Source organism: Paenibacillus sp. OV219 (assembly GCF_900110075.1).
Classification (GTDB): Bacteria; Bacillota; Bacilli; order Paenibacillales; family Paenibacillaceae; genus Paenibacillus_Z.
Genome location: NZ_FOCJ01000009.1, coordinates 259,115 through 273,762, shown reverse-complemented (window position 1 = coordinate 273,762; position 14,648 = coordinate 259,115). Strand labels below are relative to the sequence as shown.

14 protein-coding genes are annotated in these 14,648 nt (G+C 50.6%); 3 read left to right on the top strand and 11 right to left on the bottom strand.

Annotation, left to right across the window (positions count from 1 at the left end; all coding sequences use genetic code 11):
• Positions 1-402: 402 nt before the first annotated feature.
• Positions 403-1,278, bottom strand: a complete 876-nt coding sequence (locus BMY11_RS21955; RefSeq protein WP_090581351.1) for a nucleotidyltransferase-like protein — start codon at positions 1,276-1,278, stop codon at positions 403-405.
• A gap of 142 nt (positions 1,279-1,420) precedes the next feature.
• Between BMY11_RS21955 and BMY11_RS21950 the strand changes: the two genes are divergently transcribed.
• The gene (locus BMY11_RS21950) at positions 1,421-1,795 is read left to right on the top strand and encodes a YgzB family protein (RefSeq protein WP_090581418.1); all 375 of its coding nucleotides are present in this window, start codon (positions 1,421-1,423) and stop codon (positions 1,793-1,795) included.
• Positions 1,796-1,874: 79 nt separating this feature from the next.
• On the opposite strand, the gene BMY11_RS21945 is transcribed toward BMY11_RS21950, so the two are convergent.
• From BMY11_RS21945 to gatC, 6 genes are all read right to left on the bottom strand, one after another.
• Entirely contained in the window at positions 1,875-3,599 is a 1,725-nt protein-coding gene (locus BMY11_RS21945; RefSeq protein WP_090581347.1) for a glycosyl hydrolase family 18 protein, read from the bottom strand.
• Positions 3,600-3,736: 137 nt separating this feature from the next.
• A complete protein-coding gene (locus tag BMY11_RS21940) occupies positions 3,737-4,171 on the bottom strand; it encodes a Fur family transcriptional regulator (RefSeq protein WP_090581343.1) in 435 nt (144 codons plus the stop codon).
• A gap of 78 nt (positions 4,172-4,249) precedes the next feature.
• Positions 4,250-6,085 (bottom strand): DUF4097 family beta strand repeat-containing protein, encoded by a 1,836-nt coding sequence (locus BMY11_RS21935; RefSeq protein ID WP_177182769.1) that lies wholly within the window; start codon positions 6,083-6,085, stop codon positions 4,250-4,252.
• A gap of 138 nt (positions 6,086-6,223) precedes the next feature.
• The gene (gene gatB / locus BMY11_RS21930; RefSeq protein ID WP_090581340.1) at positions 6,224-7,666 is read right to left on the bottom strand and encodes an Asp-tRNA(Asn)/Glu-tRNA(Gln) amidotransferase subunit GatB; all 1,443 of its coding nucleotides are present in this window, start codon (positions 7,664-7,666) and stop codon (positions 6,224-6,226) included.
• Positions 7,667-7,702: 36 nt separating this feature from the next.
• The gene (gatA, locus tag BMY11_RS21925) at positions 7,703-9,160 is read right to left on the bottom strand and encodes an Asp-tRNA(Asn)/Glu-tRNA(Gln) amidotransferase subunit GatA (protein ID WP_090581337.1); all 1,458 of its coding nucleotides are present in this window, start codon (positions 9,158-9,160) and stop codon (positions 7,703-7,705) included.
• Between the two features lie 44 nt (positions 9,161-9,204).
• Positions 9,205-9,492, bottom strand: coding sequence for an Asp-tRNA(Asn)/Glu-tRNA(Gln) amidotransferase subunit GatC (gene gatC / locus BMY11_RS21920; RefSeq protein ID WP_090581334.1), 288 nt, complete (start codon positions 9,490-9,492; stop codon positions 9,205-9,207).
• Between the two features lie 240 nt (positions 9,493-9,732).
• On the opposite strand from gatC, the gene BMY11_RS21915 reads away from it, so the two are divergent.
• The gene (locus tag BMY11_RS21915; RefSeq protein WP_090581331.1) at positions 9,733-10,884 is read left to right on the top strand and encodes a hypothetical protein; all 1,152 of its coding nucleotides are present in this window, start codon (positions 9,733-9,735) and stop codon (positions 10,882-10,884) included.
• Between the two features lie 189 nt (positions 10,885-11,073).
• Entirely contained in the window at positions 11,074-12,144 is a 1,071-nt protein-coding gene (locus tag BMY11_RS21910) for a fatty acid desaturase (protein ID WP_090581328.1), read from the top strand.
• 53 nt (positions 12,145-12,197) lie between these two features.
• On the opposite strand, the gene BMY11_RS21905 is transcribed toward BMY11_RS21910, so the two are convergent.
• The 4 genes from BMY11_RS21905 to BMY11_RS21890 all read right to left on the bottom strand — a co-directional run bounded on the left by BMY11_RS21905 (position 12,198) and on the right by BMY11_RS21890 (position 14,647).
• Positions 12,198-12,578 (bottom strand): ATPase, encoded by a 381-nt coding sequence (locus BMY11_RS21905; RefSeq protein WP_090581326.1) that lies wholly within the window; start codon positions 12,576-12,578, stop codon positions 12,198-12,200.
• 88 nt (positions 12,579-12,666) lie between these two features.
• Positions 12,667-13,464: an ABC transporter permease gene (locus BMY11_RS21900; RefSeq protein WP_090581323.1), complete on the bottom strand. Its 798-nt coding sequence runs from the start codon at positions 13,462-13,464 to the stop codon at positions 12,667-12,669.
• On the bottom strand, positions 13,461-14,426 hold the full coding sequence (locus BMY11_RS21895; RefSeq protein ID WP_371262908.1) for an ABC transporter ATP-binding protein: 966 nt from the start codon (positions 14,424-14,426) through the stop codon (positions 13,461-13,463). The genes BMY11_RS21900 and BMY11_RS21895 overlap by 4 nt, the downstream gene beginning before the upstream one ends.
• A gap of 17 nt (positions 14,427-14,443) precedes the next feature.
• Complete coding sequence (locus tag BMY11_RS21890) at positions 14,444-14,647, bottom strand: PLD nuclease N-terminal domain-containing protein (RefSeq protein ID WP_090581320.1); 204 nt, start codon at positions 14,645-14,647, stop codon at positions 14,444-14,446.
• Position 14,648 lies beyond the last annotated feature (1 nt).

Genomic DNA, 14,648 nt, shown 5'->3' with positions numbered 1-14,648 from the left:
AAACTCTCCATAATAGGCGAAATGGCGAAGCCATTTGCGCCAAATGAATTTGCTTGTTAGCTCATTCAAAAAACTAGCTCGTCAGAAACACTTTCGCCAGATGGCGATCGTCGTTCCGACGTATTTTAGACCTTGTGACAGGTCGCTCATTGTTCAGTTTTCAAGGAACAAATTTGTTTCATTTATTCGCCCATGTCTCAGCGGCGACTTGATTAATATATCACATCCGAACATTCAATTGCAAGCTTTTTTTCAAATCTTTTTTCTCACTTGCTTGCCAGCCTTTCAGCTGTTTGTCCGTTTCCCGGAGGCGGTAATAAAGAATTTATCATATCTCCCTACACAGCGTCAAGCATCTTTCGACAAAAAAATCGCAGACCATTACAGCCTGCGATTCGCCCTTTATGAAACGCAGTGATAACGCAGCTCAAGTGCCTCCGTATCAGCGGCTAATGGCATAAATGCGACCTCACGAATGTATCCGCGTTTAACCAGCTTTTGCAATAGGAGCGACAAATCGATATGCAAATCCATAAGCAGTGGATGAAGCTGAAGCTCCATTACGCTCCACGGCTCCTCTCGGCTGCACAGAATCGTAAAGAGCAGCTCACAGGAGGATTTCATTTTGCTCATCACAGAAAACTCACAAGCAAGCATGACAAGCTGTACCCGCTTCTCCAGCGATTCAGGCGATGTCGTCAGCTCCTCATACAGCTTATAGATGCCTGGATGGAACCTGCGCATCTGCCGCCATACGGTCAGCTCGGGATGAGCGCCTTCTTCTATTAGAGCGATGTGCGCCCAATGATGAAGCGCCGCAAGAATATGCGTATATGCATCGAGCAAATTCTTGTCTTGCAGATCCTGCTTCGCTTGCAGATAAGTGCGAATAAAGTTTGAGAACTCGGCAAGCTCCTTCTGTCCGCGAACAGAAGATGGGAAGGACAACAGGCTGTCACGTAAATCCGTCAAGTAATTGTCTCGATCCAATAGGATCTCCCCCTGTGCGAGCCATTGTATAATGCTGCGGTTCTCCACTCCTGATGTCCAGTGCTCAAGCACAGCAGGACTTACGGTTCGAATTTGAATCCGTTCGCCGCCGTAGCTGACATGCTCGATGCCTCGCTCTGGATCATCTATTGAAGATACAACCAGCAGCAGAAGATCCAGACCGTCGATTAACGGATTATAAGGAAAAGGATTCTCAATTGCAGCTAAGCTAATGACGTTCTCACTATGTTCAAAACTTTGTTTAAAATGCGCTTTTATATGCTCCACGTCTTACCCCCATATAGCTTCATGCTTTTGTTTAAGCTATAATGATTTCGCAGTTGTTTATATGTTGTTCGACAATGTCTGCGCATTTTCCTGCCTAGCTTATATAGAAAAGCGCTGGTATTTGTCAGAAGGGGTTGGAATGATGTTCGGAAAATCAAGCAAAATTAATGAATTTCGGCTCTGGGGCCTAATGTTTACGCTATTCGGTATGGGCCTAATGATACTGGGTACAGCCGGGATTGTATTCTGGGGACAAGCAGGTAAAGTATTCGCGGCCATCTTCATGGTCATCGGGATGATTGCGATGTTGGCTAGCGTAGGCGTCTACTTCTGGGCAGGTATGCTCTCGACAAGCGCACGCATCATCACTTGTCCGGAATGCGACCGTCAAACAAAGATGTTAGGCAAAACCGACCGCTGTATGTACTGTAAAACGAAAATGACTCTTGATCCGAAGCATGCGACGGATCTAGACGAGACTGAGGAAATTGAAGAGAGTACTCAGCCGCAAGTCTAACTCCTCGTCAAAAACAAACGAAACGCCCTTCACGTAGTCCACTGGACCGCATGAAGGGCGTTCTTGTTATAGATTAACATTATGGCAGCTGTTTTAATGATTGATTAATGATGCCCCAAATATCGTCGGATGAAAACTGTCTTTGCCATGTGGCAACGCCAGCAAGTCCGTATTTCTTCGCTAGTGCTGTGCGTGACTTCATTGATAGCCCGTCTTCGAGCCAGATGCGCTGAAGTGCGCCATCTTCTTTATACTCCACGTAGTGTTGACCGGAATCTGCGTCAAAGGTGAGCTTCAGCTTACGCTCTGCTATGATTCCATTAACCGTATCCATGCCGAGTGCCTTCGACGTCACTTTTGTCTTACCGCTATCGTCCTTCTTCTCGGTCCAAAGCCTTGCATATAGAGGCATACCCAGCACGAGCTTGTTAGCCGGAACGCCATCCTCTTCAATAATGGTCTTAACCGATTGCTCCGTCCATGGCAGAGACGCTACGGAACCGGAGACAGGACTGGAAGCCCAATGCTCATCGTAGGCCATAATCATCATATAATCGACTGTCTTACCAAGCGCGGCGCGATCCAAGAACAAGGACCACATCTCGCTGTTCGACTTCGGCGACACGTCGATAGATACTACGACACCCTGCTCATGCATAAGCGGAGTTAGCTCACGTACGAACTGAACAAGATTTGCCTTGTCCGAGGTATTCACATTTTCAAAATCCAAGTTAATTCCCTGAAGCTGATACAACTCTGCAAAAGCAGACAACTGGCGAATCATCTGCAACCTCGTATTTGCACTTCCGAGCGCTGCCGTGGTACGGTCCGGCTCAAAACTGTTGCTGAACACCGCCCACACCTGCATGCCCTTCTTATGCGCCCATTGAACATATTGCTTGTCCGCTTTGCTCTTGATATTGCCTTCGTCATCTAGCAGTTCAAACCAGGTTGGCGAAACAACATTAACCCCTGTCAGTTCACCGATCTTGCTCGTATCCGGCGTCTGCTGGTAGACGGCCTCCCAGGTCAGATTGATTTTGCTGCCGATGACCTTCCACGCATTATAAGGAACCGGTTCCTGCTGCACCTTCACTTGCTCGAGATCCGTTAGCGTAATCCCCTTCTTCGAAGCATATCCAGCAACACCATCGATGCTTTGAACGATGTACCAGCCGTCCTTCTCGCCCCAAATACGCAATTCTTCCTTCTGAGCCAGGCGTTTGACGATCGTTGCATGATTAGAAGGGCTTGTACGAATAACGCCTTCCTCAGGCGAGATGCCGCGCTGCACCGCATCTCCGGCACGCATGACGGTAACAATATCAGTGTTCTTATTATATTCAATGTGTAAGCCATAAAGCTCTTCAAGCGGTGTTGTAGGCAAGTAGACCTCGTCATCCTTCACTTCCGCAGCAATGCGAAGCGGATATGCCGCCTTGTTCATCGTCGCCGTAAGTGCATTCGTCTTGAAGCGAAGGACCTTGTTCGCATTCGTCATAACGATCGTGCCAGTCTTGTCCTCGAAGTACACCTCTTGCTCCAGCCCTAGTTGATCATGGATAAATGATAAAGGCAGCCTGATGTTGTTACCTTCGACTGAAGCTCCGACTTTTGCAGCCTCACCATGATAAATAATTGGATGCGCTGTACCATAATCAGGCTTTACTTCTCTATTGTTAGGGGACAGCCGTTCCCAGCCTACCCAGATCACACTTAGCATAGCGAGCAATCCGCTCAGCACGACAATCCATTTCAAATAGCCGCCACTCTTTCGTCTAGCCCGGAAACGAACGGGTTCCACGTAGTAACACTCCTCCCTGATGGTAAACGATAGGTTGCGCCCTGAATATTATGGGCATAAAAAACGCGCATGAAGGTGTGCTTCCACTCCTCAGGCGCGCGTCCAATTCAAATGTTCAAATCAAACAAAATAAATGATTAATGATTGTGCCGCGTTGTACAATCTGGGCAAATGCCGTAGATCTCCATGCGATGACCTTCTACCTTAAATCCAGTTTCTCTGGAGGCAGCTGCTTCCACTTCAGTCAACGGTGGGTAGTCGAAATCCACAATGGTGCCGCAGGTACGGCAAATCGCATGATAATGCTCAGATAAATCAGCATCGAATCGGCTAGAATCATCACCGTAAGTCAGTTCCCTAATAAGACCTGCTTCAACAAACAGACGGAGATTATTATAAATGGTCGCTACGCTCATACTAGGGAATGAAGGCGAAAGCGACTTATAAATTTCATCTGCAGTGGGATGAGTCATGGCATGCATGAGATAGCTTAAGATAGCATAACGCTGCGGGGTCATACGAACGCCGGTGCTTTTCAATTGTTCTAGTGCTTGTTCAACGGTTGCACCCATATTGGCACGTCCTTTCCGCTTTGTTAGAACCATTTTACGTGGATGCTTTTCATTTTGTCAATGAAGTGGAAAATCATTTTAAAGTTTGTAACGATTTACCAGTATGCTGCTGTTCGCATTTATATTGATCCGAAACGTGCCTGCGCCGATATTTCCACGGATTGTTTTCTTGCTAATCGTAAGCGGTAAATCACTCGAAACATCACCAAATGTAACAGAGCCGTTAACCGAATAGTTGCCCTGCACAGGAAGCTGCAAATGGATCTCGCCGATGGAGCTGTCAATGTCCCAATCGCCGCCAACGGCAGCACTAGCCACACCAATATCACCATTAAGCGTATCTGCCTTGATTGCGCCTGAGGCTTCCCTAATCGTAATCTGGCCATTCTTCGTATCCGACTCGATATCGCCTGTAATTTGCAACAGCTCGATGTCGCCGCTTTGCGTGGAAGCCTGTACTGAACCGGCAGCGTGCGCCAATTTAATGTTCCCGTTAAAAGCACTGAGCACGGCGTCCCCTTCCAAATCAGAGACGACAATGCCTCCGTTCTTCGTCTCGGCGTCAACTGGACCTGTCAAACTGCGAAGCGTAAGCTCTCCATAAGTTGCTCTGATACGAAGGCCTCCAGCTATATTGAGCCCAGAAATATCAACAGGGCCATTCATAACGTCGATGCTTAGCTCCGGATCAAGTTCAGCCATCTGTTCAGTCGCTGTGTTCGTGCTAGCTGTCGCATTATTATTCGTATACGCTTCCGGCGGCGTTAATGTTGCTTGCGGACTTCCAAATGCCGACTGCGCTGGTATCGTCACTAACATATTCATACGCGGAACACGGTTGCCATTAGCACCGTAAGGATGGCCTTTTGCCTCAATTTCTACTTTCTTACCGCCGTTCATAGTGACGATCGACTTCTCAGCAACTTCGTCAGCTTCTTCTTTATCGGTTGAATCGACCCACATAACCGTCTCCACGGTGACTGCATGAACATCTCCGCGCCTTACGGTCACTTTACCATTCGGATTATTGATAGCGATGCTTGTCGTGTCCGGCTGCAGCACTTCACTCATTAGCCCCTTGTTATACTGAAAGCCCTTCTCTTCGCTATATCCGCTCGTACCCGTCAAATTCACCTTGAATTCGTCTAACCAGCGAAACGGCATGGATGCATATTGCGTTACGCCGAAAGCGATAACTGCAATTACCGTCGCGAGCACAGCGCCGCCGATATCAAAGGACGACTTCCTCGAAGCTGTACGGTACACGATGCTAAGGATAACCACCTCTATGCCAAGCATGACAAAAGCAGCCGGCCACCACTTACCCAGCAGCTCGATATCGTTGCGGCCGCGGAATTGATCCCAGAGCAGGAATGCACCTATCGTGATCATTATGGCCGATGCAGTAAAGCGCCCTAACTTGAACATCGCATTCTTCCTCCTGGAAGCCGCGATGAGCGCAATAATAATTAAGCCCGCTCCTGGGGTGTATGAGCCGAGATCATCTAGAGCCGCAAGCAGCGCTTCCGGGGCTTGCACGAGCCAGAGCAGAATGAGCGCCAAGCCGATGACGCTTATCCCTTGCAGCGCAGTGATGAATCCGCTTGTTCGCAGCTGTTCTGCAGCAGCTACGATAGTTGAAGCTTCTAAGGCGCGCAGTTTGGCCTTCAGCTGCAGCGTATCGAAGACGCTGTAGAACCAGAAGAACGGTAGCGCGAGACCAAGAAAAATGATAAGCAGCGCGTATTTGCCGCCACCTTCATCGGCGAACCGAATCATCGCTGCGATATCCGTCAAGGTGCCGAGAAGCAAGAGCAGCCCTGTCAAGGGTTTGCCAAGCGCCAAATGCCCGCCGCCTGGGACGATAAATGCAAGCAACGGCGCAAAGAATGCACTCCACGAGCGCTCACGCATTGGCATGGCCTCCTTCCCGTACTCCAAGTAATTAACGTGTCATTATTATGTAGTACATATTGTATCACATTTATTGCCATGCAAAAGAGGCATGTCCACGCTCGGCGGACATGCCTCTCTCTCAATTAACGGTAAAGCCTATTGATTCAAGCGCTCTAGCAGCAGCTTGTTAACAAGCGCTGGATTCGCTTTGCCCTTCGTTTCCTTCATCACTTGACCAACGAGGAAGCCGATTGCCTTCTCTTTGCCGGCTTTGAAATCTTCCACCGACTGTGGATTGCCGCTTACGATGCGGTCAACCACTTCTGCGATTGCGCCTTCGTCGCTGATCTGAACAAGTCCTTGCTCTTCGACGATTTGCTGCGGACGCTTGCCGGTTTCAAGCATTTCCTTAAATACCGTCTTCGCGATCTTGCTGCTGATCGTCCCTTTCTCCATAAGACCGATCATCTCGCCGAGCCCTTGGCCTGTCAGCTTGATATCATCTAGCTCGAGACCGCCAGCATTCAAGTAGCCGAGCAGGTCACCCATAATCCAGTTGGACACTGCTTTGGCATCCTTCGTATATTGCAGCGATTCTTCGAAGAAATCTGCTAGTTTCTTCGAGGACGTGATAACGCCTGCGTCGTACGAAGGGAGACCGAACTCTGCGGAATAACGAGCTTGGCGCGCATCCGGCAGCTCCGGAATCGACGCTTGCACGCGTGCTTTCCACTCGTCATCGATGTGAATCTGCACAAGATCCGGGTCTGGGAAGTAACGATAGTCATGCGCTTCTTCCTTGGAACGCATGGAGAACGTCTTCCCTTGCGTCTCATCCCAGCGACGTGTTTCTTGAACAACTTTGCCACCGCTATCGAGAATGTCTGCTTGGCGCATCTGCTCGTACTCGAGACCGCGCTGTACGCCGCGGAACGAGTTCATGTTCTTCAGCTCGGCGCGAGTGCCGAGCTGCTCTTGGTCGTAAGGACGGATACTGATGTTGGCGTCGCAGCGAAGCGAGCCTTCCTCCATCTTAACGTCGGACACTTCGCAATAGAGCATGATCGCTTTCAGCTTCTCGAGGTACGCCTTCGCTTCTTCAGGCGTGCGGATGTCTGGCTCGGATACGATCTCAACAAGCGGCGTACCGACACGGTTGAAGTCCACAAGGGAGCCAAAGCCGCCTTCGATATGCGTCAGCTTACCGGCATCTTCTTCAAGGTGAAGGCGAGTAATGCCGATGCGCTTCGTCTTCCCGTCCACTTCGATGTCGATCCAGCCATGTTCGCCGACCGGCTTGTCGAATTGGGAAATTTGGTACGCTTTGGGTGAATCTGGGTAGAAATAGTTCTTGCGGTCGAACTTGCTGTTGTCGGCGATCTGGCAGTTGAGCGCCATTGCAGCCTTCATCGCATATTCAAGCGCCTGGCGGTTCAGCACCGGCAGCACGCCAGGGTGCCCGAGACAGATCGGACATGTATGTGTATTCGGCGGTGCGCCGAAGGATGTGGAGCAGCCGCAGAAGATTTTGCTCTTCGTGTGTAGCTCGACGTGCACTTCCAGCCCGACGACCGTTTCGTATTGGTTCTGTTCAAACATCTCGTAGCCCTCCTGCTTCATTGGCATCCGCGTGTATTATAGCTGCGGACGCTGTTTGTGATGCTCAGTGTGCTGTTCATACGCATGCGCGGCGCGAAGCACCGTGCGCTCGTCGAACGCTTTGCCGATAATTTGCAGGCCGATTGGCAAGCCTTCTGCGAAGCCACATGGCACGCTGATTGCCGGAACGCCAGCAAGGCTGACCGGAATCGTACAAATATCGTTCAAATACATCGTGAGCGGATCGCCCACTTGCTCACCGATGCGGAATGCCGTTGTCGGCGCAGTAGGCCCGATAATGAGGTCAAAGTCTTTGAACACATTATCAAAGTCCTGCTTGATTAGCGTGCGGACCTTCTGTGCTTTCAGATAATAAGCATCATAATAACCGGAGCTGAGCGCGTACGTACCAAGCATAATCCGGCGCTTCACTTCAGAGCCGAAGCCTTGACTGCGGGATTTGCGGTACAGATCGATCAGGTTGTCTGGGTTCTCTGCGCGAACGCCGTAGCGGACGCCATCGAAACGGGCCAGGTTGGACGATGCTTCGGAAGAAGCGAGCAAGTAGTATGTTGCGACCGCATATTCGGTATGCGGCATTGACACTTCTTCCCATGTTGCGCCTAGGCTCTCGAACTGTTTCAACGCCGCAAGTACAGCTTCTTTCACAGCTGGATCAATGCCTTGGCCCATATATTCCTTCGGTACGCCAATGCGTAGCCCTTTCACATCGCCTGAGAGCGCGCTGACATAATCGGGAATGTCCACATTCGCCGAAGTCGAATCGCCCGGATCATAGCCAGCAATGGCTTGCAGCACATAAGCGGAATCTTCAACGTTCTTCGTCAGCGGACCGATCTGGTCAAGGGACGAAGCGAATGCAACGAGGCCAAAGCGCGACACAAGGCCGTAAGTTGGCTTGAGGCCAACAATACCGCAATAGGCCGCAGGCTGACGGATCGAACCGCCCGTGTCGGAGCCAAGCGCGAAGTAAACTTGTCCAGCAGCAACAGATGCTGCGGAGCCGCCGCTTGAGCCGCCCGGCACGAAATCCGTGTTCCACGGGTTGCGAGTCGGGAAGAAGCTCGAGTTCTCGTTCGAACCACCCATTGCGAACTCGTCCATGTTCAGCTTGCCGATCGTAATCGACTGCGCTGCCTTCAGCTTCTTCACTACAGAAGCATCATAGATCGGATCATAATTGCGCAGGAATTGGCTCGCGCAGGTCGTCGTGATTCCTTCTGTTACAATGTTGTCTTTAATACCTGCAGGAAGGCCGAACAACAGACCTTGCTCCCCGCCGGCTTGCAGTGCGCTGTCCAGTTCAGCCGCAGCTTGGCGCGCACCTTCTTCGTTCAATGTCAAAAAGGCTTTAATGGATTCATCCGTCTTCGCAATTTGCGCGTAGGAAGCCTCTACGAGGTCAAGAGCCGACAGCTCTTTCGTTCTTAACTTGCTATGTACGTCTTGAAGGCGTAAATCAAAGAGTGCCAACAGCCTTTCCTCCTTTCGCTATGTAAGCGTATCTCGTAAGTGTCTTATTCCAATACAGCCGGCACTTTAAACTGGCCGTCATCCTCGTCTGGTGCATTGCGCAGCGCTGTTTCATTGGAAACCGAAGGCTTAATGACATCGTCGCGCATCACATTATATACCGGCAGCACATGGCTGGTCGGTTCTACGTCATCTGTATTTAGCTCGTTCAGCTTCTCTGCGTATTTCAGAATCGCATTCAGCTGACCGTTAAACTGCTCTTTCTCCTGTTCGGAAAGCTCCAGCCGGGCCAAATTGGCCACATGCTCAACATCTTTTATCGTAATGCTCATCGTATTATGTCCCGTCCTTTCTAACCATTTTGCACATATTCTACCTATTATAACGTAAGCGGCCGTTCAAACTCAATGATAAAGCGCATGAGCGGTAGTGGCGGAATGATCTCGAATATGAAGAGAAAGTTCATCTAGAGCTAAGGGTTCTTTTACATTTATTTCAGCTTGATTTAAGGTTTGCCACACATACTGGGTCTTGTAACCAACTCCACTACCAAAAAACAGGAGGAAATAATAATGAACAAAACGATGAAGGCTATCGGCCTAACAGCAGCCATTGCGGTGATGATACCGCTGAGCGCGTACGCAGCGACAAACTCAACTTCGACAACGACAAATACGACGAATACGACGGCTACGCAGCAACAGGGCAAGGAAAGCGGCAAGTTCAACGTTCATTTTGAGCAAAAGGTCGGTTTCGGCGGCGCAGTGAGCCAAGAGGTGCTTGATCTACTCAAACTAGATGCAGCAGCGCTTAAAGAGAAGCTTGCTGCCGGCAAGACGCTCGCTCAGGTTGCTGAAGAGCAAGGCGTATCACGCGACGCATTGAAGCAGGCGTTGACTACGGCCTTCGAGAAGCAGCAAGCGGCTGAGAAGCAAGCATTCTCGGACAACCTCGATAAGCTTGTCGATAGCGATCCTGGCTCAATGACGGACGGACGGGGCGGCAGAGGCAAAGGCGGCGGCTTCGGTATGGAATTCCAGGGTAAAGAAGGCTTCCACTTCGAGAACAAAACGGACATTAATGCAGCTGCGGCGCCAGTACTCGGAATGAGCGACGTCGAATTAAACACAGTGCTTCAAGAAGGCAACAACAAGTCGTTGGCTGATCTTGCAACCGACAGAGGCGTTGACGTTCAGAAGGTTATTGACGCTGTGAAGCAAGCGATCATTAACGACTTGAACGCATCTGTGAAAGCAGGCGACCTCACGCAAGAGCAAGCAGACAAAGCGATTGCTGACGCTGCTAAGATCGCGGAGAACACGGTGAACGGTAAAGGCTCTCGCGTGAAGATGAGCGGTCAATTCGGCTTTGGAAACACGGATCTGTCCGGCGCTGCAACGGCGCTCGGCCTTACGGCTGATGACTTGAAGACTGCGCTCGCTTCCGGCAAAACGTTGGCAGATGTGGCGAAGGATAAAGGCGTGGATGTACAGAAGGTGATCGATGCGGTGAAACAAACGATCGTTGACGGCCTGAATGCAGCAGTGACAGCAGGCAAATTGACGCAAGACCAAGCGGATAAACAAATTGCGAAAGCAGATGAGCTTGCAACGAATGTGGTGAACGGCAAATTGCAACGTAAATTTCATATCATGGAGAAGCATGTGAAGGCAGGCGACACTAGCGCTGCAACCTCGACTTCGGCTTCAACGACGAACGCGTAATCAAGGACCATACTTAAGAAACGACCGTTCCCCTGTCTTTATGGCAGGAGGGCGGTTTTTTTATTTTCGAGTAGACGATTTATGTGTCAAATCCTCTCTCATAATTTCCGGAAAGCCGTACGCATACCTATTCCCTTACACTATGAAGTAAGCGATACCATTATAGCTGATAAGGAGCGGAGCAATCCGATGAGTGATGCTGCTGCAAAACGAGATTATAGTATTACAGGTCCCGAGCGGTTCCATGCCATGGAGAAAGGGCTTGTGTCTGCCGATTGGTACAAATGTGCAATTCCGAGGAAACGGTTGAAGGAGCTCATGGTCAGACGAAACGGTCCTGCACTGCGAGATATTTTGCTCTATCTTGCCGCTATTGTAGGGACTGGTTATCTCGCGTATCTATCATGGGGCACATGGTGGGCCATCCCCGCTTTTGCCTTATACGGCACGGTTTACTTCGTTGGTTCGGTATCCAAATGGCATGAATACAGTCACGGAACACCATTCAAAACCGGCTGGCCCAATGAAGTGGTCTATCAGTTCACTTCGTTCCTCATCCTCGTGCAAGCGACGAACTTCCGGTGGAGTCATGTGCGGCATCATACGGACACGTACATCGTCGGCAGCGATCCGGAAATTATGGCCCCTCGCCCACCGAAGTTTAGCCAACTGATCCGGTCAGCTTTTCGGATTGAAGATGTGAAGGGGAATACGCCGAAAACATTGTTCCTGCACGCCATCGGCCATCTGAACAAGGATGAGAAAGAACTCATACCGGAAAGCCAGTACGGTAAGCTCCGCTGGGAAGCACGTATATTCATCGGTGTGTTTGTAGTCATGATCGGGCTTTGTTTCTATCTACACAGCATTCTGCCGCTAATGTTCATCGGATTACCAGCTTACTACGGGTCCTTCCTCATGACTGTGTTGAATGTAACGCAGCATATGGGACTGTACGAAGACAAACTAGATCACCGGCTCTGCTGCCGAACCTTCTATACGAATCCGATTCTCCGGTTTCTGTACACGAACATGAACTACCATATGGAGCACCATATGTTCCCGATGGTTCCCTATTACAATTTGCCGAAGCTTCATGAAGAGATTAAGCAGGATTGTCCTGCCGCAGCCCCTAGCTTCTCAGCAGCTGTTCGCGAGGCGGTCTCCGCGTTATGGCGAATCCGTAAGGAACCGACACATGTGGTGACGAAGTATCGAGATTTTGCTGATCGTATTGAACGGGATGCGAAAGGCGCATAGCGTAAAAAAGGCTGACACTGGTTAATCCCAGCATCAGCCTTTTCATTAGTCTGTTAAATCCAAGCCTTCAAATGCACTTGGCGAATAAACTCTTCCCGTGTCTGAGGCTCGCCTTCCGCGTCTTCCTCTTCGGCATCCTCGAGGTCACCGTTCATAATGCGCTTAAACAGCTCCTCATTATGCGTAGCCAGTGCAAAGTCGATAAGCGCTTCCCGCTCCAAACGATCCACCTCAAGCCGCACCAGCACTTCCTCAAGCTCCACATCCGCAGTAGGCACGTAAAAATTACGGTTCGCTTTCGGAACCCGAATTACATAGTCGAACACGTTGTCCGCATTACGGTCATACGCGATGATATAGCCATATTCCCCTACCGGAAGCCCTTGTTCAAAAAGGTCCGACATAATTACAACACGCTGGCCTAGCTTAAACATGTACAACCACTCCCGTCACCTTTTGCCGAAACTCTATCTCCTTCTATCCTACTAAAAAATAGGGTTGAAGTCCAATAGAGAGAGTTTACTAGAGGGCATCAAGGGAAGGCCGTTTGCGAAGCAGCGCGGATGCAGCGGTAAGCAGCGCGAGGATGAGTACAAGCGTAGTTACGACGCTTGCCGCGAGAGGCTCCTCACTTGCTGCAGGGTCATATTGCGAATACGCTAAATGCGGCAGCATTCCTGGGCTAAAAGCGAGTTCATGAGGAAATGCAGAAGCCGTTAGCGCGAGCATTGCCGCCACGCCAAGTGCGCAACCCGCTGCAGCCGCTCCGCTTCGCAGCCATGAGCTGAAGAATAACGTCAGCGATCCAGCGAGGCAGAGCCAGAGGCTGAACAGGAGGTAGGCGTACAGGCTGTACTGCCAATCGACGGAATGGAATAATACCGTCGTATAGTACAGCGCAGCGCCAAAGCCTCCCGCAAAGGCGGTGATGACGAGCAGCGTCATTGCTGCCCATTTGGCCGTAACGAAAGAGAAATAAGAGACTGGCTTGACGAGAATCATGCTTGTAAGTCCGCTTGTTCGCTCGGCAGAGATGATGCCCATGACCGAGAGCGACAGAATAAGGACGCCGATCGTATTAAACTGCCCCAGTGTCTGGGCCATCACTTCGGAAGCCGATGGCTTCGGAATGGAAATGACCGCCCCAGGAGGCAAGTTCCCGGCATGAGCAAGTATGTCAGGCAGAAAATAAGACATCACCGGCTGCATCGCGCCATACAGAATAAACACTAGCGGCACCCAGAGCAGCTTATAGCTGCGGAACAGTTCCAGCTGTTCTTTGCGGTATAGAACAAACCACTGCCTTAACCCTTTCTTCATCCTCGGTTCACCACCTTCATGAAGAGATCCTCCAATGTTGAATAGCCGATTTCCAGCTTCGTGACCGGGAGGTTCAGCTCTAACAGCTGCTCTAGCACGATGCGTCTCGCTTCACTCCTGTCATGAACGATCAGCTTAGCTGCACAGCTGTTAAGCGGATCTATCTCGAAACGAATTATGCATGAATCTGCTTGCTTTGCTAGTGCCTGCAGCCATTTCGCCAATGCCTCGCGAGCATCTGAGCCTGCCTCGTTCTCAATTTCGAGCAGCAGAACCGGGTCACGATTCGCCGCGCGGATCTCACTCAGCTGTCCTTGAAGCGCGATACGACCACTTTCCATAATGAGCACATCATCGCACAGCTCCTCCGCATCATGCAGCACATGCGTAGAGAATAGAATCGTCGTCTCCTGCTTCAACTCGCCGAGCAGTTCCATTACATCGCGCCGTCCGATCGGGTCCAACGCGGACACAGGCTCGTCCAGAATAAGCAGCTTCGGTCTGTGGATGAGTGCCTGCGCAAGGCAGAGACGCTGCTTCATGCCGCCGGAGTAGCCGGCAATACGCCGTTTACCGGCTGCCCCAATGCCGACTCGCTCGAGCAGCTCGGCACTTCGCTGCACCGCATCCCTTCTTCCCATGCCGCACAGCTCAGCCGCATATTGGACAAATTCCAAGCCGCTCATCCAACCGTGAAAAGCAGGCGTCTGCGGCAAGTATCCGATCAGCCCGCGATGATCCGCTCCCGGCTGTACGCCCTGGATGCGGATCGTTCCGGACGTAGGCATGAGCAGTCCGGTCAGCATACGAATCGTCGTTGTTTTGCCAGCGCCGTTCGGTCCAAGCAGAGCTGTGCAGCGCCCTTCGCCTAGCGAGAAGGATACGTCCTGCAGAGCTTTAGTAGAGCTATTGCCGAACTGTTTGCTGAGGTTATGAACCTCGAGAAGCTTCTCCATCTCCATCGCTGTCGCACCCTTCCCTACGTTTGCTTTCTTCCAATGAGGAAGAACAAGATAGATCCGACAATATTGAACAGCACGATGATCAGAATCCACATCCATTTGGACCCTCTAGTTTGTTCAGCTCGAGCACATACGACGATTGCTGTGATCATAAGAACAAGCTGGACGATTGCAAACGGCAAAATAATCGACAGCAGCTGATTTGTTGTAAGTTGATCCATC